This is a genomic window from Mycobacterium sp. (assembly GCF_039583785.1).
In the GTDB taxonomy this organism is placed as follows: domain Bacteria; phylum Actinomycetota; class Actinomycetes; order Mycobacteriales; family Mycobacteriaceae; genus Mycobacterium.
Genome location: NZ_JAVKSG010000034.1, coordinates 21,513 through 40,648, shown reverse-complemented (window position 1 = coordinate 40,648; position 19,136 = coordinate 21,513). Strand labels below are relative to the sequence as shown.

General features: G+C 67.0%; 18 protein-coding genes and 2 pseudogenes. 14 read left to right on the top strand and 6 right to left on the bottom strand.

The genetic code is table 11. The features are described 5' to 3' along the window. The coding region (locus ABDV69_RS12175; RefSeq protein ID WP_343574615.1) for a helix-turn-helix domain-containing protein at positions 1 to 527 on the bottom strand (527 nt) is incomplete at its 3' end. Positions 528 to 676: 149 nt separating this feature from the next. On the opposite strand from ABDV69_RS12175, the gene ABDV69_RS12170 reads away from it, so the two are divergent. From ABDV69_RS12170 to ABDV69_RS12160, 3 genes are read left to right on the top strand one after another with little or no spacing between them, the layout of a single operon-like run. Continuing rightward, positions 677 to 2,230, top strand: a complete 1,554-nt coding sequence (locus tag ABDV69_RS12170) for a 4-hydroxyphenylacetate 3-hydroxylase N-terminal domain-containing protein (RefSeq protein WP_343574613.1) — start codon at positions 677 to 679, stop codon at positions 2,228 to 2,230. Next, the gene (locus ABDV69_RS12165; protein ID WP_343574611.1) at positions 2,227 to 4,119 is read left to right on the top strand and encodes an acyl-CoA dehydrogenase family protein; all 1,893 of its coding nucleotides are present in this window, start codon (positions 2,227 to 2,229) and stop codon (positions 4,117 to 4,119) included. Before ABDV69_RS12170 ends, ABDV69_RS12165 begins: the two co-directional genes overlap by 4 nt. Beyond that, positions 4,116 to 5,009, top strand: a complete 894-nt coding sequence (locus ABDV69_RS12160) for a crotonase/enoyl-CoA hydratase family protein (RefSeq protein ID WP_343574609.1) — start codon at positions 4,116 to 4,118, stop codon at positions 5,007 to 5,009. Before ABDV69_RS12165 ends, ABDV69_RS12160 begins: the two co-directional genes overlap by 4 nt. Before the next feature lie 58 nt (positions 5,010 to 5,067). Here the strand turns inward: ABDV69_RS12160 and ABDV69_RS12155 are convergent, their stop codons facing one another. Then, positions 5,068 to 5,955, bottom strand: a complete 888-nt coding sequence (locus ABDV69_RS12155) for an alpha/beta fold hydrolase (protein ID WP_343574607.1) — start codon at positions 5,953 to 5,955, stop codon at positions 5,068 to 5,070. Positions 5,956 to 5,990: 35 nt separating this feature from the next. Between ABDV69_RS12155 and ABDV69_RS12150 the strand changes: the two genes are divergently transcribed. Then, the gene (locus tag ABDV69_RS12150; RefSeq protein ID WP_343574604.1) at positions 5,991 to 7,343 is read left to right on the top strand and encodes an FAD-binding oxidoreductase; all 1,353 of its coding nucleotides are present in this window, start codon (positions 5,991 to 5,993) and stop codon (positions 7,341 to 7,343) included. Here the strand turns inward: ABDV69_RS12150 and ABDV69_RS12145 are convergent. Next, the gene (locus ABDV69_RS12145; RefSeq protein WP_343574601.1) at positions 7,340 to 7,876 is read right to left on the bottom strand and encodes a helix-turn-helix domain-containing protein; all 537 of its coding nucleotides are present in this window, start codon (positions 7,874 to 7,876) and stop codon (positions 7,340 to 7,342) included. The genes ABDV69_RS12150 and ABDV69_RS12145 overlap by 4 nt on opposite strands. Positions 7,877 to 7,982: 106 nt before the next feature. On the opposite strand from ABDV69_RS12145, the gene ABDV69_RS12140 reads away from it, so the two are divergent. The 3 genes from ABDV69_RS12140 to ABDV69_RS12130 all read left to right on the top strand — a co-directional run bounded on the left by ABDV69_RS12140 (position 7,983) and on the right by ABDV69_RS12130 (position 10,590). After that, on the top strand, positions 7,983 to 8,597 hold the full coding sequence (locus ABDV69_RS12140; protein WP_343574598.1) for an SDR family NAD(P)-dependent oxidoreductase: 615 nt from the start codon (positions 7,983 to 7,985) through the stop codon (positions 8,595 to 8,597). A gap of 152 nt (positions 8,598 to 8,749) precedes the next feature. Next, on the top strand, positions 8,750 to 9,670 hold the full coding sequence (locus tag ABDV69_RS12135; RefSeq protein ID WP_343574596.1) for an LLM class F420-dependent oxidoreductase: 921 nt from the start codon (positions 8,750 to 8,752) through the stop codon (positions 9,668 to 9,670). A 38-nt stretch (positions 9,671 to 9,708) separates the two neighbouring features. Then, complete coding sequence (locus ABDV69_RS12130) at positions 9,709 to 10,590, top strand: acyl-CoA thioesterase domain-containing protein (RefSeq protein WP_343574594.1); 882 nt, start codon at positions 9,709 to 9,711, stop codon at positions 10,588 to 10,590. Positions 10,591 to 10,662: 72 nt separating this feature from the next. Here ABDV69_RS12130 and ABDV69_RS12125 read toward each other — a convergent pair. After that, positions 10,663 to 10,843, bottom strand: a pseudogene (locus ABDV69_RS12125) (hypothetical protein); the annotation flags it as partial. Positions 10,844 to 10,877: 34 nt separating this feature from the next. Here ABDV69_RS12125 and ABDV69_RS12120 point away from each other — a divergent pair. After that, on the top strand, positions 10,878 to 12,047 hold the full coding sequence (locus ABDV69_RS12120; RefSeq protein ID WP_343574593.1) for a CoA transferase: 1,170 nt from the start codon (positions 10,878 to 10,880) through the stop codon (positions 12,045 to 12,047). A gap of 79 nt (positions 12,048 to 12,126) precedes the next feature. After that, positions 12,127 to 12,580 (top strand): annotated as a pseudogene (locus tag ABDV69_RS12115) (hypothetical protein). A gap of 141 nt (positions 12,581 to 12,721) precedes the next feature. On the opposite strand, the gene ABDV69_RS12110 reads toward ABDV69_RS12115, so the two are convergent. Then, the gene (locus tag ABDV69_RS12110; RefSeq protein WP_343574591.1) at positions 12,722 to 13,828 is read right to left on the bottom strand and encodes an alcohol dehydrogenase catalytic domain-containing protein; all 1,107 of its coding nucleotides are present in this window, start codon (positions 13,826 to 13,828) and stop codon (positions 12,722 to 12,724) included. A 14-nt stretch (positions 13,829 to 13,842) separates the two neighbouring features. Here ABDV69_RS12110 and ABDV69_RS12105 point away from each other — a divergent pair, with 14 nt between their 5' ends. After that, positions 13,843 to 14,322: a thioesterase family protein gene (locus ABDV69_RS12105; RefSeq protein WP_343574589.1), complete on the top strand. Its 480-nt coding sequence runs from the start codon at positions 13,843 to 13,845 to the stop codon at positions 14,320 to 14,322. Between the two features lie 21 nt (positions 14,323 to 14,343). Further along, a complete protein-coding gene (locus ABDV69_RS12100) occupies positions 14,344 to 14,781 on the top strand; it encodes an SRPBCC family protein (protein ID WP_343574587.1) in 438 nt (145 codons plus the stop codon). On the opposite strand, the gene ABDV69_RS12095 is transcribed toward ABDV69_RS12100, so the two are convergent. Next, positions 14,778 to 15,428 (bottom strand): GntR family transcriptional regulator, encoded by a 651-nt coding sequence (locus ABDV69_RS12095; RefSeq protein WP_343574586.1) that lies wholly within the window; start codon positions 15,426 to 15,428, stop codon positions 14,778 to 14,780. The two genes, ABDV69_RS12100 and ABDV69_RS12095, sit on opposite strands and share 4 nt — an antisense overlap. A gap of 179 nt (positions 15,429 to 15,607) precedes the next feature. On the opposite strand from ABDV69_RS12095, the gene fadD5 reads away from it, so the two are divergent. From fadD5 to ABDV69_RS12080, 3 genes are all read left to right on the top strand, one after another. Continuing rightward, complete coding sequence (gene fadD5 / locus ABDV69_RS12090) at positions 15,608 to 17,248, top strand: fatty-acid--CoA ligase FadD5 (RefSeq protein ID WP_343574621.1); 1,641 nt, start codon at positions 15,608 to 15,610, stop codon at positions 17,246 to 17,248. A gap of 215 nt (positions 17,249 to 17,463) precedes the next feature. Then, positions 17,464 to 18,270, top strand: coding sequence for an ABC transporter permease (locus tag ABDV69_RS12085; protein ID WP_343574584.1), 807 nt, complete (start codon positions 17,464 to 17,466; stop codon positions 18,268 to 18,270). Further along, positions 18,267 to 19,136, top strand: coding sequence for an ABC transporter permease (locus tag ABDV69_RS12080; protein WP_343574582.1), 870 nt, complete (start codon positions 18,267 to 18,269; stop codon positions 19,134 to 19,136). The genes ABDV69_RS12085 and ABDV69_RS12080 overlap by 4 nt, the downstream gene beginning before the upstream one ends.

Sequence of the window (19,136 nt, the reverse complement as noted above, 5' to 3'; positions counted from 1 at the left end):
AGCAGGAGCCCGGTGGCGTGGGCGAAGGCTTCGGCGGTGACCTTCCGGGCGGCGTCCGGAGCGGCGCCGAGCTCGGCAGCGCTGTCGGTGATGGGTTGCAGGGCGGCAATGAGTTTGGCGTTGAGTGTGGTGTCGAGTTCAGCGCTTAGTCCGCGGGGTTTGATGCCACCGCGGAACAGATAGAAACCCAGGTCCAGATCGCGCGGGTTCTCATCGTAGAACTCGTAGAACGCCAGCACCGCGGCCTGAAATCGCTGCGCCGCTGTTTCGGCCGCGGTGGACGCCGTGTCGATGGCGGTGGTGAGTCGGTCCAGGGTTTCGTCGAGCAACGCGGCGTAAAGCGCTTCCTTGGACGGAAAGTAGGCGTAGATCGCCCCCGGCGTGTAGCCGGCCGCCTTGGCGATGGCCCGCATGCTCGCGCCTTCCAGACCGTCGGCTTCGAAGACATCGCGGGCGGCATCCAGGATCGCCGAGGCCTTGAACTCCACCACCGCTGCGCGGCGCCGCGCCCTGCCTGCCTCACTCATCCACTGCTCCCCAGCGTTCGTGTACTCAGCGAGTTTGCTTCGCAAACTACTCATGTTATTTTCTGAACACTGTTTACTTTAATGAATGTTCCAAAATATGCTGAACGTGTTGCGCCATCTTGAACATGCGATGAGGAGTGCCTGTGTTGATGACCGCTGAGCAGTACCGGGAGTCGCTGCGTGGCTACGCCCCACGGGTGTTCGTCGACGGCCACGAGGTCGTGTCGGTGGCCGACGAGCCGTCGTTGGCGCCGGGGATCGCGGCGATCGGGGTGACCTATGACTTCGCCCACCAGGCCTCCTACCGGGAGGTGATGACCGCGTCCACGCCCGATGGGCGCACGGTGAACCGGATGCTGGCGCTCGACGCCTCGCCGACTGACCTGTTGGCCAAGCTGGAGGCGGTCCGGTTGGTGTGCCAGGAATCCGGTTGCGCACAAAGGTATCTCAGTCACGACGGGCTGGCCGCCCTGGATCAGGTGACGTATCGGGCCGACGCCGAACACGGCACCGACTACCACCAACGGTTAAACGCCTATCTCGCGCGCGTGCAGAATGCGGATCTGACGCTGGGGGTGGCGATGACCGATGCGAAGGGTGACCGGTCCAAACGGCCCGGCGCACAGCACAACCCGGATGTCTACGTCCACGTCACGCAGCGCCGGGCCGATGGCATCGTGATCCGCGGCACCAAGGCCATCGTCACCGGCGCCCCGTACGTGCACGAGTTGCTGGTGATGCCGTGTCGCACGATGACCGCGGACGACGCCGATTTCGCGGTGGCCTGCGCGGTCCCGGTGGACGCCGACGGCATCACCATGGTGGCGCGCCCGGCGGGGCGCCCAGGAGAGCGGGCGGCGACGTTTTCGTCCCGGTACGGCCAATCCACCGCGGTGGTGATCTTCGATGACGTGTTCGTCCCTTGGGAACGGGTGTTCCTCGACGGCGAATACGAACTTGGGGGCACCTTGACCACCACTTACGCCACCCACCACCGGCATTCGTGCATCGGTGCCCGCGCCGGTTTCGGGGATCTGCTGATCGGCGCCGGCGCGCTGATGATCGAGGCGAACGGCCTGGACCCGAACGTCCACGGCCACATCCGGGAGGCGATGGTCGAGCTGATCACCATCGTCGAGGGGTTCTACGCGTGCGGTGTCGCGGCCTCTACCTACGCCGCTGCTCAACCGTCGGGGACCGTGACCCCCGATGCGGTGTTCGCCAACATCGGCAAACTCCTGCTTGCCAACCAGATCTATGACATGCACCGCCTCGCCCACTACGTGTCCGGCGGCTTGGTCGTCGCCCTGCCCGGACCCGAGGAGGACCACAATCCGGTGACCACGGCCGCGCTGGCCGCGGTGCTCGGCGGGCGCGACGACATCCCGGCGCGTCAACGCCTGGAGATGTCACGGCTGATCGAGGACCTGACGGCCTCCTATCAGGGCGGCTGGTATTCGATCATTTCCCTGCACGGTGGGGGCTCACCGGAGGCGATGAAACGCGAGATCTGGCGCCAGTATCCGGTCGCCGAGAAGACCGAGCTGGTGGCCAACCTGATCGACCGCGGGGCCGCCGGCGGCCGGAAAATGTCGACGCGGCAGCCCGGCAAGTGTTGCGCCACCGGCTGCCAGCCCCCACCGCCACCGAGCCCGCCCGGGTCAGTTCCCGGTCCGATCCCGAACGTGAGGAGCGCCCGATGATGGACGTGTCGTCATTCAAGTCTGCGAACACCCCGGCCGATCACCGCGCCAGTTACCCGTCGCCGATCGCCCAGGTGTATCCACCGTTCGCGCTGGACGCCGCCACCAGCGCCAGCTGGTACCGCCACTTGGAGTCGGGGCGGGGAGTGAATTACTTCACCGCCGATCCCAACCTTGCTCGGACCTTGGCCACCTACCTGCCCGCTACAGTCCGGCGGTGGGCCGAGAAGCCGTTGTCGCAACTGGGTGAGCGGGCTGGAAACGAGCTGGTACGACGAGCTGACGTCTACGACGCGACCGGACACGTGTTGACCCGTTACGACAAGCTCGGGCGTGACGTCAGCCGCGTCGAGCACCACCCGGACTGGCTGGCCAACCTCGACGAGGTCTTCGACTACGGTCTGGTCGGCTGGAATCACGACCCCGCTCGGTTGCAGCGGTACGGTCGGGCGCCAGTCCCGCTGCTGGCCGCTTTCGATTACCTCGTCGGGCAGGCGGACATGGCGTTGTGCTGTCCGCTGGAACTTGCCCACGGCACCGTCGCGGTAGTGGAGCGCTTCGCCACCGCCGAGCAGCGCGATGAACTCCTGCCCGCGATCGTGGCGACCCGCGCCGATCAGCGTCTGCAGGTCGCCCAGGTCGCGACCGAAATCACCGGCGGATCCGACGTGGGCGCCACCCGCACCGAAGCTCACCACGACGCGGTCACCGGCCGGTGGGTCCTCACCGGCGAGAAGTGGTTCGCCTCCAACGTCGGCGCCGACCTCATCGTCACCCTGGCCCGGGTCGATCCCGACGTGGCCGGCACCAAGGGCCTGGCAATGTTCGTGGTGCCCCGAATCCGGCACGACGGCGCACCGAACGGGGTCAGTGTTCGCCGACTCAAGGACAAAATGGGCACCATCGGGGTGCCTACCGGCGAGCTGTTGTTCACCGACGCCGACGCGATCCTGATCGGCGAACCGGACAAGGGCTTCGCCTACATGGCCGAAATGCTGAACCACACCCGGTTCTGGAATGCCGTCGGCTCGGTCGGCATCATGCGCCGCAGCCTGCTGGAAGCCGCGACCTACACCGCGCGGCGCGCCAGCTTCGGCACCACTCTGGACAGCTTTCCGATGATGCGGGAACGCCTGATCTGGCTCGAGGTAGACCTGACGGCCACCTTGAGCTTGCTCATGCACACCGCCCACGCCCTGGAGTCCGCCGAAACCGGCAACGACGACGGGGACGCGCTGCGGTTCCGCACACTGGCGCCGGTCATCAAATACCGCTCCGGGGAACAGTGCGTCGACTTCGCCCGTGCCGCGATCGAGATGATGGGCGCCAACGGCTACATCGCCAACTTCGGCACCCCGAAACTGCTGCGCGACGCCCAGGTCAACCCGATCTGGGAGGGCACCAGCAACATCTGCGCATTGGACCTGTGGCGCGCCATCACCCGCCAGCACGGGCACGAGCCCGTCCTCAATCATTGCGAACAGGTGATCGCCACGTTGGTGACCGAACCAGCCCGACGGGTCGGGGAAGCCGCCCTGCACGCGATCAAGGATTCCCGCGAAGCGATCACCAGCCTCGCCGGAGCTTCGCGGGCCCGCCAAGACCAGCAGGCGCGACGGCTAACCGACCTGCTCGGCGACACCGTCGCGGTGACGGCGATGGCCGCCGAGATCGACACCGACGTTCGCACCGACGGCGACCACCGCAAGGCGATCCTCGCCGAACTGTTCACCCGCCGCATGGTCACCGCGCACACGCGGCGCAGCGCCGTGATCGACGAATCCGTTGGCGTACCGGAGCTTTTCGCGGTCCTGTTCCACGGCGGAATCGTCGACGCCAGCGCCTACCGCACCGCCCTGAGCACGCTGGAAACGGCGGCCGATCGATGACCTCGCCCCCGGAGGTGCTCTACGAGGTCCGCGACGCCAAGGCCTACATCACCCTGAACCGACCCGAACGACTCAACGCCATCAACGACGCCATGCCCGCACAAATCAACGCCGCGGTGGCCCGCGCCAACGACGACGACGCGGTAAGGGTGATCATCCTCCAAGGTGCCGGACGGGCGTTCTGCGCGGGCTATGACCTCAAGGATTACGCCGAAATCGGCGGGGAAGCGGCGTGGAGCCAAGGTCCAGTGTGGGATCCGATCAAGGACTACAAGGCGATGAAGCAAAACACCGACGACTTCTTCACGCTGTGGCGCTCCCTGAAACCCACCCTGGTGAAGGTGCAGGGGCACGCGGTGGCCGGCGGCAGCGACATCGCGCTGTCGGCCGACATGCTGATCATGGCGGAGGACGCTCGGATCGGCTACCCGCCAGCCCGGGTGTGGGGCTGTCCCACCACCGCCATGTGGGTGTACCGCCTCGGCGCCCAGCACGCCAAACGAATGTTGCTTACCGGGGACACCATCGACGGAACCACCGCCGCCCAATGGGGCCTGGCCCTGCAGGCCGTGCCCGTCGACGAGTTGGACGCGGCGGTGGAAACCTTGGCCGACCGCATCGCCGGCATCCCCATCAACCAACTCGTCATGCAGAAACTGATGATCAACCAGGCCTACGACAACATGGGCCTGCACGGCACCCAAGTTTTGGCGACCCTGTTCGACGGCATCACCCGCCACAGCGCCGAAGGACGCTGGTTCAAGGACTTCGCCGAACGCGACGGCTTCCACGCCGCCGTCGCCTGGCGCGACTCCGGCGCCACCATCCCCGACGGCGGGGGACCACTCCCCGAGCAACACGGATCGCAGCCCAGCCACTCGTGCCCATAGCCGGCATGGCCACCGGCAGCGTCGCCATCACGATCAAGGCGATCGAGCGGTGTCAGCTTCATCCGCGAGGGATATGCCGCCTGAGGAATTCGAGTTGGTCGGCGATGACGCGCTCGAACGCGTCGCCCACATAGATGTCGAAATGCCCTTCCGGATACAGCTTGACCTCGCCGCGGGGCGCCGTCGCGGCGTAGCGGCGAGTCGGTCCCGACGGCGCGACGGTGTCGGTTTCGCAGATGCAGAACAGGATTGGGCAGGCCACCTTCGACGCGAGTCGACCCGGCCGGTACGGCAGGATTTTCGCGCCGATCCGCGCGGCGACCTCGTTGCGCATCTCGACGCCGTCGGGCACCAGAGCCAGATAGCCGGGATAGGCGTCGGGCGACGTCATCAGCGCGACCTCACCCGGCCGACCGGCCGTTTTCACCATCACCGGGGTGCCGCCGAAGCGCGAGGTGACCATGTCGCGGGTCGCCAGCGCGGTTAGGCGCGCGCTGATCAGCGGGTTGATGGCGCCCAGCGACGCGACGCCGTCGGTGAACGGGCATTGCGAAACCACCGCGGCGATACCCGGCACCCGGGCCGCCGTGGCGATCACGTGACCGCCGCTGAACGAGGTGCCCCACAAGCCGATTCGACGCGGGTCGACTCCCGGCAGGGTACGGGCGAAGGCGGTGGCAACTGTCCAGTCCTGCAACTGCATTCGGATGTCGAGCAGTTGACGGGGCGCGCCTTCGCTGTCGCCGAAGTTGCGGTAATCGAACACCAGGCAGGCGTAACCGGCTGCGGCGAAGCGTTCGGCGTAGGCGTCCAGGCGCATCGTGCGGACCGCGCCCAGTCCGTGCGCCATTACCAGCAGCGGCGTGTCACCGTCGCCGTCCGGTCGGTAAAGCCACCCGCTGATCCGGTCGCTGCCGGAGTTGAACCAGAGGTCTTCTCGCTGCATGACCACATCCTGCATCAGTGTGGTAGACCGGCGCCATGTCCCGGGATGTCGTGGCGCAGGTGTCGTCGGTGGTGGGGGCCAGCTATGTCAGCACCGATCCCGATGTGCTGGCCGGCCGTGTCGTCGACTACACCGGGCGTTACCGGGGCCACGCCAGCGCGCTGGCGCGTCCGGGTTCGGCCGACGAAGTCGCCGGGGTGCTGCGGGTGTGCCGTGACGCCGGGGTGCATGTGACGATCCAGGGCGGCCGGACGTCGTTGGTGGCCGGCACCGTTCCCGAGCACGGCGACGTGCTGCTATCCACCGAAAGGCTCTGCGGCATCAGCGATGTCGACACCACCGAGCGCCGTGTCGAGGCCGGGGCCGGCGTGACGTTGGCGGCGGTGCAGCGCGCGGCCGGCGCGGCCGGCCTGGTGTTCGGCGTCGACCTGGCGGCACGCGACACCGCGACAATCGGCGGGATGGCCTCGACCAACGCCGGCGGGTTGCGCACCGTGCGCTACGGCAACATGGGCAACCAGGTCATCGGGATGGACGTCGCGCTGCCCGACGGGTCGGTGGTGCGACGGCACTCGCAGGTACGGGCCGACAACACCGGCTACGACCTGCCGTCGTTGTTCGTCGGCGCCGAAGGCACACTCGGCGTGATCACCGCCCTCGACCTACGCCTGCATCCGGACCCGGCGCATCGGGTGACCGCGGTCTGCGGCTTCGACGATTTGGGCGCGCTAGTCGACGCCGGTCGGTTGTTTCGCGACCTGGACGGCATCGCCGCGCTCGAACTGGTCGACGGGCGGGCCGGTGCGTTGGCCGGCGAGCATCTCGGTGTGCCGCCGCCGGTGGACGGTCGGTGGTTGCTGCTGGTCGAGCTGGCGTCCGACTTCGACCAGACCGAGCGGCTCGCCGACGCGCTGGACGACGTGTCTGGGGCGGGCGAGCCCGCGGTGGGCGTCGATCTCGTCGCGCGGCAACGGCTTTGGCGGTTGCGCGAATCGCTGGCCGAGGTGGTCGGCGTGTTCGGACCGCCGTTGAAGTTTGACGTGTCGCTGCCGCTGCCGGCGGTCGACAGGTTCGCCCGCGACGCCGAGGCGCTCGTGCGGCGGCACGCTGCCGACGCCATCGGAGTGCTGTTCGGTCACATCGGCGAGGGCAACCTGCACGTGAACGTGTTGCGTTGCGGCGCAGAGCAGGAGCAGAGCCTGTACGCCGCGATGATGGACCTGATCACCGACTGCGGCGGCAACGTCAGCTCCGAACACGGGGTGGGCAGCCGTAAACGCCGTTACCTCGGCATGTCCCGCGATGCCACCGATATCGCGGCGATGCGCACACTGAAGACGGCGTTCGACCCGACCGGCTACCTCAACGCCGCGGTGCTGTTCGACTAGCCGCCAGCCTTGATGCCGACCGCGTGGCGCAGCTGGGCCAGAAATTCGTCGGCGTCGTCGCTGCGAATCATGTAGTGCGAGAACGCCACCCGGATCGCCGTCGCGGCTTTGACGGCGGCGTTGGGGCCGGGGATCAGCCGCTGCAGGCCGTCGCGCATCTGCGGGATTACGCCGGCGAACTGGGCGATGACGTGCTCGGGCTCGATGTCGACCATCCGCACACCGGTGTAGGAGTGCTGGTAGTCGACGATGAACCGCAACGCGGCGTCGAGTTTGTCGACACCTTTGAGTCCGGCCGTCGCCGCGCTCATGCCGCTTTCGAAGGTGAGCCGTTCGTATGTGGAGAACGCCGAGAGCAGGTCTTCCTTCGAGGCGAACCAGCGGTACAGCGTCGGCCTGGACACCCCGGCCTGGACGGCGACGTCGGACAGGCTGAGCTTGCGTTTGCCGTTGCGGCCGAGGACCTCAGCGGTGGCAGCGAGGATCCGCTGCTGCGTCGAGGTGTCTCCCTCGATGGTCGACGTCTGATCCATACCCGCAACTTTACAAAATTAGACCGCAGTGTCACGCTACTTTTGTGCCACTGCCTTGTTTCCTGGCCAGCTTAGCCGGGCAAACGCCGAAAGACGGGCGTCTGCGGTGAGCCACGCCAGAGCGGTGGTCATCACCGAAGCTTCGTCGCTGCTCGCATTCGCCACGGCAACGCGGTTGGCGGCGGGCGGGCACTCCGTGTTGATGGGCAGCCCTCGACCGGACGTCGGCGAAGATCTGGCCACCCGGTTGCGGGCCCGCGGCGCGTCGGCGTTCGCCGCTCACCTGGACCTGGCCGACCCGCTGTCCATCGACGGGTTCCTGGAGTCGGTTCAGTATCTGATCGGTGACGTCGACGGGCTGATCAGCAGCGCAGGTGTCGCCGAGAGATCCTGGGTGGGCGCGCAACACCTTGTCACGCAACTTGTTTCGCCAATGCTCGACAACGGACGTGGTGACGTGGTGCTGCTCAGCCCGGAGCTGGTCGGCCCGTCGCCGGCTGGGGCGGACCGGATGCTCGACGCATGGATCGGCGGACTGGATGCCGAATTCGTCGGAACCGGCGTGCGGGCATCGATCGTTCGCTCCAACGGGGTGGTGCCACCCGAGGACGCCGGCGGTCTGATCGCCGCGATGCTCACGTCGCCGGACATGCACCTGCGCGTCGTCGATGTCATTCCATCCCACCGCGAGAGTGCACCTATCGACGGGGTGACTCGCTAGCTGCGCCCACCGCCGCGGTTTCGTCGAACAGGGTGTCCAACGTCGTCGCTCCTTCGCGGCGGCCACATTAGTCTTGCCGTTACAGATCAACGTATAAATGTCACGCGATAGGTTGCGGGGACATCGTCGGCGCTCAGCGAAGGACATGGCAGATGCGTTTCACCATCACCCACCCGATGCACAGCCACCCCTACCACCCGGAACTGGTCCGCGGTGATGGCATCGCCACCGTGGCCGCCGCTGCCGAGGCCGCCGGCATCCACGGCTTCGGCTTCACCGACCATCCCGCACCCACGCAGCGTTGGCTGGAGGCCGGCGGCCACGACGCGCTGGACCCATTCGTGGCGCTGGGATTCGCCGCTGCCCGCACCACCACGCTTCGGCTGATACCCAACATCGTGGTGCTGCCGTACCGAAACCCGTTCGTGGTGGCCAAGTCTGGCGCGACGCTGGACGTGTTGTCCGAGGGCCGGTTCACGCTGGCCGTCGGCGTCGGCTACCTCAAGCGCGAGTTCGCCGCCCTCGGAGTCGATTTCGAGGAGCGTGCGGCCCTGTTCGACGAGTCACTCGACGTCATCCGGGCCATCTGGACCGGCGACGACGTCAGCTTCGAGGGCAAGCACTTCAGCGCGCGGGGTATCACTGCGCATCCGCGTCCGGTCAGCGAGCCGCATCCGCCGATCTGGATCGGCGGCAACACCGGGGCGGCCCGGCGTCGGGTCGCGGAAAAGGGCGACGGCTGGTGCCCGTTTGCCGCGCCTCCCGCGTTGGCTCAGACCGCGCGCACGGCGTCGCTGGATTCCGTCGAAGCCCTGGCCGAGGGCATCGACGACCTGCGCCGCCGCCTCGACCGGGCGGGGCGGGACCCTTCGACAATCGACATCGTCTTCGGCAACTTCGCGGGCGGCAGTCCGGCCAACGACGATTTCGACGCCGACGCGTACCTGGCCGGACTGGACCGGCTGGGCAAGCTCGGCGTCACCTGGGTGCAGGTGGGGTTGCCCGGTGACAGCCTGACGCACGCCCTGGAGGTCATCGACCGGTTCAAGAACCTGGTCGTCGACGTCCTGTGAGGCTTTACAAGTTTCAGCGAGAATGTCATTCTCGCTGAATGGCAACAGGCTTTGAGGAGACGCACTGGTCGGTCGCCGGCCTGCTGGACTTGTTCGACGCGCGCCCGGGCGAGGACGGCCGGTTCATCGCCGACACCGGCATCGCCGCCGAGGACGAGCGTCAGGTGGTCGAGGGCACCCAGGTGCTCGCGCAGGTGATTGTCGCTGTCGCCAAACGGTTTCCGGAGAAGTCGGTCCGCTCGGTGCACGCCGTGTTCGCCCGGGCCGTGCTGGTCGGCCCACCGGTCGAGATCGACATCGACGTCGTCGCCGAGGGCCGCTCGACGGCCAGCGCGGTGGTCGGCGTGTCGCAAAACGGACGCCGTGCGATCACGGTGACCACGCTGCTGGACGTGCCGTCCGAGGACGTCATCCGCCACCACCTGCCGCGCCCCGAGGTGACCGCGCCCCGCGACGCCAATGACGGCGGCATGCCGATGGCCGGGCGGGAATTCCGACTGGTCGACGTGGTCGACGTGAACAGCCCCGACGAGGTCGGCCCGCCGGAGTTGTATGCCTGGCTGCACTACGACCCGATCCCGAGCCGCGACGATCTGGCTAAGGCTTTGGTCGGGTATTTCACCGGCCACCTTGGCATTTCGACCACGATGCGCGCGCACGAAGGCATCGGCACCGCCCAGTCGCACCAGACCGTGTCGACCGCGCCGATGACGATCTCGGTCAGTTTCCACGAGCCGGTGACCTGGACGGGGTGGCTGCTCTACACCCACGAGAGCACCCAGGTCGGTGCCGGCATGTCCTACGTCCGCGGCGCTGTGCACACCGAGGAGGGCGAGCTGATCGCCTCGTTCGCCCAGGACGCGCTGATCCGTCCGCTGCGCACCACCGACACCGCGATCAAAACCGAAGCGCGGCTGTAACTCTGCTGGATTTCTCCTGCGTCGACCTCGCATCCGACGACCGGGAATTCCGCGACCGGCTGCGGTCGTTCCTGGTCGACCTGGCCGATGCACCAGCAACGCGTGTTCGGTGTCGATGACCGTGCGCCCGGCTTTGACCGCGTGCACCCGCCGGCGATGTGGCTCGACGTACACCACGCCCGTCAGGCACCGGCGGGGTAAACCAGCCGGCCGGAGCACTGCTCAGCGGCCCGTGCCCGGTCGCCATGCTCATGGAGGCGAAGCGTACGCGTGGCATGGTGTGTGGCATGGCTGGACCGATGGACGGCATCAGTGTCGTGGAGCTCGGCGTGTGGGTAGCCGGGCCCGCGACCGGCGGCATCCTCGCCGACTGGGGTGCCGACGTCGTCAAAATCGAGCCGCCCACCGGCGACCCGGCCCGGATGTTCGGCCGCATGCTCGGCCTCGACGTCGACGTCAGCCCGCCATTCGAGATGGACAATCGGTCCAAGCGCAGCGTCGTCGTCGATCTGACCACCGACGACGGTCGCCGCATCGCGCTCGAATTGATCAGCGGCGCCGACGTTTTCATCACCAACGTGCGGCCCGGTGCGCTGCGGCGGCTCGGCCTGGACTACGAGTCGCTGGCCCCGGACCACCCGCAACTGGTGTACGGGTTGATCACCGGCTACGGCGAGACCGGCCCGGACGCCGACCGGGCCGCCTACGACGTCGCCGCGTTCTGGGCCCGCGGTGGACTCGCCCACCTGCTGACCCGGCCCGGCGAAACGCCGCCGTTCCAGCGCGGCGGGATGGGCGACCACTCCGCCGGCATGACGCTGGCCGCGGCTGTCTGCGCCGCGCTGGTGGCCCGCGACCGCACCGGGTCTGGTCAGCTGGTCAGCACCTCGCTCTACCGCCAGGGCGCCTACACCGTCAGCTTCGATCTGAACACCTACCTGATGTCGGGTCAGCCGATCGCGATCGGTCAGCGCGAGACGATGTTCAACCCGTGCATGAACAACTACGCCACCGCCGACGGGCGCCGGTTCTGGATCGTCGGGCTGGAAGTCGACCGGCACTGGCCCCCGCTGTGCCGCGCCGTCGGCAAGGCCGACTGGCGGGATGACCCGAGGTTCGCCGACGCGCGATCCCGCGCCGTCAACGCCGTCGAGCTGATCGGCGAGCTGGATCAGATCTTCGCCACCAAGACCCTGGACGCGTGGGCCGAGATCTTCGCGGGTGAGCCGGATTTCTTCTGGTCGCCGGTCAACACCATCGAAGACGTCGTCGCCGACGAACAGTTCCACGCCGCGGGCGGCATGGTCGACGTGCCGGACGGCCCCGGTGCTGTGCCAATGGTGGCCACGCCGGCGGACTTCCACGGCACGCCGTGGGCACCGCGGTGGTGCGCACCCCGGCTCGGCCAGCACACCGACGAGGTCCTCGCGGAGTTACAGGTCCGCCGCCGGTCTTGATGGAATCAAAATTTTACAGATTGCCCTAAAAGTGTCACGCTGGGTTGGCCGCGGTATCGACGACGCGTGCAGGGATGCGATGGGGACCTTCGAGGAACAGCAGCCGCGCCCGCACGCTGGATTGGTCGGCTACCGGCTCGACGTCGTCGCCTCCAGCGCCGCCGACGTGGTGGGCTCGATCGGCGGCTGGCTCTACGACCGGGTGCGGGCCGGCTGGGACGTCCACGTGCTGTTGGCGCATCGGTGCGACCACCGCCGGCATGTTCGCCGCCGATCCGCGAATCCGGCAGAAAGTCATGGTGGCGCTGGATCGCTGGATGACCGAAGTGACTCTCTGGCAGGATAATTGGCCGCTGACCGTCGGACATCGCACGACCACCGTCCAGCCCGTGCTCTCCGGCGCCGCACGCGCTTTCAAGCGTCACGCGCTGGCAGCCGCCGGCCTCGCAGCCCCGGTCGGCCCAACCGAGACGCTGCGCAGCGACATGAAGGCTTCCCTGCCGGTCGATTCCGAACTGATCCCGCTGTGCTGACGCGCAAGTACTGCCACGGGTTCGACTCGCTGCTGCCCGACTGGGAGGTCTGAGATGTGGTTCGGGCTGCGGGTGCGTCGAGTGTGAACGAGGCGACGCGACACGCCGCTGAGGCGTCGTCAGGTTCACATTCGGCGGGCTTTAGAAGCTGATCAACTGACGGACCGCAATCCCGTCGGCCAAATTGTCCATCGCGGAGTTGATGTCGTCGAGGGTGATCCGCGACGACACCAGCGATTCCACCGGCAGTCGGCCGGACCGCCACAGCTCGACGAACTGCGGGATGTCGCGATCCGGCACCGCAGAGCCCAGGTAGCTGCCGATCAAAGACCGGCCCTCGGCGACAAATCCCAACGGCGACACACTGATCCGGGCATCCGGCGGCGGCAGGCCGACGGTGACGGTCCGGCCACCGGCGCCGGTGAGCGCGATGGCCGTCTCCAGGGCGGCGGGATGACCGGCCGCCTCGACGACCACGTCCGCCTGCACTCCGGCGTCGACGGCCTCTTGCGGGATGTAAGTCTCGTGCGCACCGAGAGACGTTGCACCGGTGAGCTTTTCGGGCAACTGGTCGACGCCGATCACCGTCACGCCCGCATACGACAGCGCGGTCATCACCGCGGCCATGCCGACACCGCCGAGGCCTACCACCGCCACCGTCTGCCCCGGCTGGGGTTTGCCGACATTGAGCACCGCGCCGCCGCCGGTCAGCATCGCGCAACCCAGCAGCGCGGCGACCGGGGGCGGGACATCGTCGGGCACCGGAACGACACTGGCCCGGTTGACCACCGCGTGCGTCGCGAAACCGGACACCCCCAAGTGGTGAAAAACCTTGTCACCGGCGCGGGTCAGGCGCATTCCGCCGCCGAGCAGCGTTCCGGCGTTGTTGGCCGCGCTGCCCGGTTTGCACGGCGTCAGCCCGTCGGTGACGCACGCCGCGCAGTGACCGCACCGCGGCAGGAACGTCATTACCACCCGCTGACCGACCACGACATCGTTGACGCCGTCACCGACCCGCTCGATGATTCCGGCGGCCTCGTGCCCGAGCAGCATCGGCGTCGGCCGCACCCGGTTGCCGTCCACCACCGACAGATCGGAATGGCAGACGCCCGCAGCCTCGATACGCACCAGCAACTCGTCGGCGCCGGGCGGGTCCAATCCGATGTCGGCGACGGCGATGGGCCGGGATTGCGCGTAGGGCCGAGGCGATCCGATCTGCTCCAGAACGGCACCCCGGATTTCCAGCATGGTCGAATACAACCATGAGTTCGGTTCCGAACGCACCCGACGGGCTCACCAGTTCTGACTTCCCAGTGCACTGGCCAGTGCTGACCCGTTGGGCCGACAACGACATGTTCGGCCACCTGAATAACGCGGTCTACTACCAACTTTTCGACACCGCGATCAACGGCTGGATCCAGGCCGGAGTCACGCTGGACCCGGTGACCACGCCGGTGCAGGGCATCGTCGCCGAATCTGGCTGCCGGTACTTCTCCGAACTGCACTTCCCGGAACGACTCGTCGTCGGCGTGGCCGTGACCCGGCTCGGCAACAGCAGCGTGACGTATCGGCTGGGCGTCTTTCGGGCCGGCAGCGGACTGGGGGCGGCAGAAGACACCGAGCCGCAGGCGATCGCCGCGGTCGGCCACTGGGTGCACGTCTACATCGACAAGACCACCCGCCGGCCGACGCCCATTCCCGACGACATCCGCGCGCTGCTGTCGACCGCCTGCATCAGTTAGCGGACTGGCTATGCTCGGCCAATGCCTTTCGTCAGCAAGACCGTTGAGGTTGCCGCCAACGCCGACTCGATCCTGGCGATCGTCGCCGACTTCGAGCGCTACCCGGAATGGAACGACGGAGTCCAGGGCCTGTGGGTGCTGGCCCGCTACGACGACGGGCGGCCCAGCCAGCTGCGTCTCGACGCCAAATACGAAGCGCTCGAGGACAGTTTGATCCAGGCGGTCTACTACCCGAGCCCGACTCAGATCCAGACCGTGCTGCAGCAGGGCAAACTCTTCAAGAAGCAAGAGCAGCTGTTCAGCGTGGTGGACACCGGCTCCTCGTCGCTGCTGACCGTCGATCTGGACGTCGAGCCGTCACTGCCGATTCCGGCGCCGATGGTGAAGCAGTTGGCCGGCAACGTCATCGACTACCTTGCCGAGAACCTCAAGAAGCGCGCCGAGGACCTCGGGAGCTAATCCCAGATCCCGCTGCTGTCCAGCCGTTCGGTGAGCCGGCGGGCGCCGTCGGTGAACTGCCAGGTGGTGTGCTCGACGACCGCGGCGGTGTCCCGGCGCCGCAGCGCAGCGACCACCTCGCGGTGGTTCGCAATCGCGGTAGCACCCCATTGCGGGTCCGCGGCGTACACCATCAGCGGCATGTACCGGGCGACGTGCAACAGAAACCAGGCCAGCTTGATCCGCCCGGTGGCGTGGTTGAAGACGCGGTGGAATGCGAACTCGGTGGCGGCGATCGCGTCGATGTCGGCGGCGTCGACGGCTGCGGCCAGCACGTCGGTGAGGTGTGCGAGGTCGTCGATCTCCGCGTCGGAGATCCGCTCGGCTGCCGACGTGGCCAGCTCGGTGGCGATTGTCGCCTGCACCCAGAAGATGTCGTCGACGTCCTGGCGGCTGAGCGGCAACACCACGTGTCCGCGGTGCGGCTCGAGTTGCACCATGCCCTCGCCGCGCAACTTCAGCAGCGCTTCGCGCACCGGCGTCGCGCTGACGCCGAGTTTGGCCGCGGTCTCGTCGAGCCGGATGAACGTCCCCGGCCGCAGCGCGCCCGACATGATCGCGGCCCGCAGATGGCCCGCCACCTGGTCGGACAGCTGCGCCCGACCCAACCGAAGCCGCCCTTCCCGCTGCGCGGAGAGGCGCGTTAGTGTCGGTTCGCTCAGCGAGGTCACCGGGGTTGTCTTCGTGCGGCCGAGACCATAGTGTGACCCAGACAACACGGGATTTTATCAAATATCAACTTGATCCACCTGCTGACCAGAAGGGAAGCGACCAGTTGACTGCGCAGTTGACCGGCCACGGCGCCCGTGACACCGACGACGCCTCGAGCGAGCAGCCGTATCTGGCGCGACGACAGAATTGGGTCAACCAGCTCGAGCGGCACGCCTACATGCAGCCGGGTGCGACCGCGCTGAGATTTATGGGCAACACCGTCACGTGGGCGGGCCTGCGCGACCGCGTCGCCGCGTTGGCCGGAGCGCTGAGCCGCCGCGGAGTCGAAAACGGCGACCGGGTGATGATCCTGATGCTGAATCGAACCGAGTTCGTCGAGTCGGTGCTGGCGGCCAACATGATCGGCGCGATTGCCGTCCCGGTCAACTTCCGGCTCACCCCGTCCGAGATCGCCTTCCTGGTCGACGACTGCGAGGCCCGGGTGATGATCACCGAACCGGTGCTGGCGCCGGTGGCCGCCGCCGTCCGCGGCGTCACGTCGGTGCTGCACACCATCGTGGTCGCCGGCGACCCTGCCGGCGAGGGTCAGCTGGGTTACCAGGATCTGGTGGACGAGCCGGGTGACCCGGCCATGCCGGCCGACGTCCCCGACGATTCGCCGGCGCTGATCATGTACACCTCGGGCACCACCGGCCGGCCGAAAGGCGCGGTGCTGACCCACACCAACCTGACCGGTCAGACGATGACCAACCTTTTCACCCACGGCGTCGCCGCCGACGACGTCGGATTCATCGGCGTCCCCTTCTTCCACATCGCCGGAATCGGCAACCTGCTGACCGGAATGCTGATGGGTCTGCCCACGGTCATTCATCCGCTCGGCGCGTTCGACCCCGCACACCTTCTCGACGTCCTGGCCGCCGAAAAGGTCACCGGGATTTTCCTGGTCCCGGCCCAGTGGCAGGCGGTATGTGCTGCGCAGCAGGCCAATCCACGCGACGTGAAGCTTCGGGTGATCTCCTGGGGTGCCGCGCCGGCGTCCGATACCCTGCTGCGACAGATGTCGGAAACCTTCCCGGGAACGCAGATCTTGGCTGCGTTCGGTCAGACCGAGATGTCTCCGGTGACGTGCATGCTGCTCGGCCAGGACGCGATCAGAAAGCTCGGCTCCGTCGGCAAGGTGATCCCGACGGTGGCCGCCCGCGTGGTCGACGAGGAGATGAACGACGTGGCAAGAGGCGAGGTCGGTGAGATCGTCTATCGGGCACCGACATTGATGAGCGGCTACTGGAACAACCCGCAGGCCACCGCCGAGGCGTTCCACGGCGGCTGGTTCCACTCCGGCGACCTGGTCCGGATGGATGACGAGGGCTACGTCTGGGTGGTCGACCGCAAGAAGGACATGATCATCTCCGGCGGCGAGAACATCTACTGCGCGGAGGTGGAGAACGTGCTGGCCGCTCACCCGTCGATCGTCGAGGTCGCGGTCATCGGCCGGCCCCACCCGAAATGGGGGGAGGTGCCCGTCGCGGTTGTGGCGGTCACCGAAAGCGACTTTCGTCTGTCGGACCTCGACGAGTTCCTCGGCGAACGGCTTGCCCGATACAAGCACCCGAAGGGCCTGGAGATCGTCGACGCACTGCCGCGCAACCCCGCTGGCAAAGTGCTGAAGACCGAATTGCGGGCGCGGTACGGCGGTTCGCCCGTCGCTCAAAACGGTTCCACATCAACCGATTCGGCCCCGACGAGACCAAGCTGACATAACCGAAAACCCGCCGGTCAATTTGACGAGAGGCTAATAACCCCAATGCCATGCACGCCCGCCAGACCATCGGGTACAGTCCTGTGGTCCGACTTACTGTTAGCCGATAGTGAGACGGGCATCACGCACCGGGGGTCGAGGGAGGGAGGCGGCGTGCGAGACAATTCGCCGCGAAGTCACGAGTCGCTCCAATCGGTGGTGAGGGGTCAGCGATGACGACTGTCGAGCCACGGCTCATCGACTACGTCCGTGACAGAGTGGGTCCGCCGCTCGTCCTGGTCGGCGGGTTCTTCCGCCTGTGCACTCTGACTGGAAAGGCGTTGTTTCGCAGCCCTTTCCAGTGGCGCGAGTTCGTTTTGCAGTGCTGGTTCCTCATCCGGGTCGCGTTTCTGCCGACCATGGCTGTCTCGGTGCCGATTACGGTGCTGTTCATCTTCACGTTCAACATCTTGCTGCTGCAGGTTGGCGCTGCTGACATCTCGGGGGCGGGCGCGGGCGTTGCGGTGATCACCCAGATCGGACCGATTGTGACCGTGCTGGTGGTTGCCGGTGCGGGGGCGACGGCTATCTGTGCCGACCTGGGCGCGCGCACCATTCGCGAGGAGATCGATGCGATGGAGGTGCTCGGCATCGACCCCGTCCACCGACTGGTGGTGCCCAGGGTGCTAGCCGCGACTCTGGTCGCCGCCCTGCTCAACGCGCTGGTGAGCATGGTCGGCCTACTGGGCGGCTATATCTTCGGGGTCTTTCTGCAGAATGTGTCGGGTGGCGCCTACCTTGCAACTCTGACCCTGATCACCGGGCTGCCCGAAGTGGTGGTCGCGACGATCAAAGCCATGACTTTCGGATTGATCGCCGGGCTGATCGGTTGCTACCGAGGGCTGACCGTGAGCGGGGGTTCCAAAGGGTTGGGCACTGCCGTCAACGAAACCGTGGTGCTAGCCGTGGTCGCGCTGTACGCGGTCAACGTGGTGCTGACCACCATCGGTGTGAAATTCGGAACGTCGGCGGTGTCATGACTACTACCGGTGTCCTGAACGCCCGCTTCCCCCGGGCGGTTGGCAACCTTCGTCGCTACCGCGATCTTGCGACCCGGCCGCTCGAGGGGGCCGGAAATCTGGGCTGGTTCGCGGTGATCGGCACCCGCGACGTGGTGTGGGCGCTGACCCGTTACCGTGCGGAGGTATTGCGGCTGATCGCGCAGGTCGGTATGGGCACTGGCGCGATGGCCGTGGTCGGCGGCACCGCAGTGATCATCGCGTTCGTGACGCTATCCGCCGGCTCCTTGGTCGCCCTGCAGGGTTTCGCGTCTTTGAGCCAGATCGGTATCCAAGCGCTGCTGGGCTTCGTCGCCGCATTGATCAACGTCCGCCTTGTCGCCCCGGTCGTGACCGGTATCGTGCTCGCGGCCACCGTCGGTGCCGGCGCCACCGCCGAACTGGGCGCCATGCGGATCAGCGAAGAGATCGATGCGCTGGAGGTAATGGGCATCAACTCGATGGCCTACCTGGTGTCAACCCGGATGCTGGCCGGACTGGCGGTGATCATTCCGCTCTACGCGGTCGGCTTGATTATGTCGTTCCTGGCCCCGCAGGTCGTCACCACGGTCTTGTACGGACAGGCTAACGGCACCTACGAGCATTACTTCCGGACATTCTTGCGCCCAGACGATGTGTTTTGGTCTTTTGTGGAGGTCATTATTGTTGCGGCGGTCGTGATGTTGAGCCACTGCTACTACGGCTACAGGGCCAGCGGCGGCCCAGTCGGGGTGGGCGCAGCGGTGGGTCAATCGATGCGGTTCTCATTGGTGTCGACGAATGTCGTCATCCTCCTGGCCGAGATGGCGCTATACGGCGTCAACCCCAACTTCAGCTTCACGGTGTAG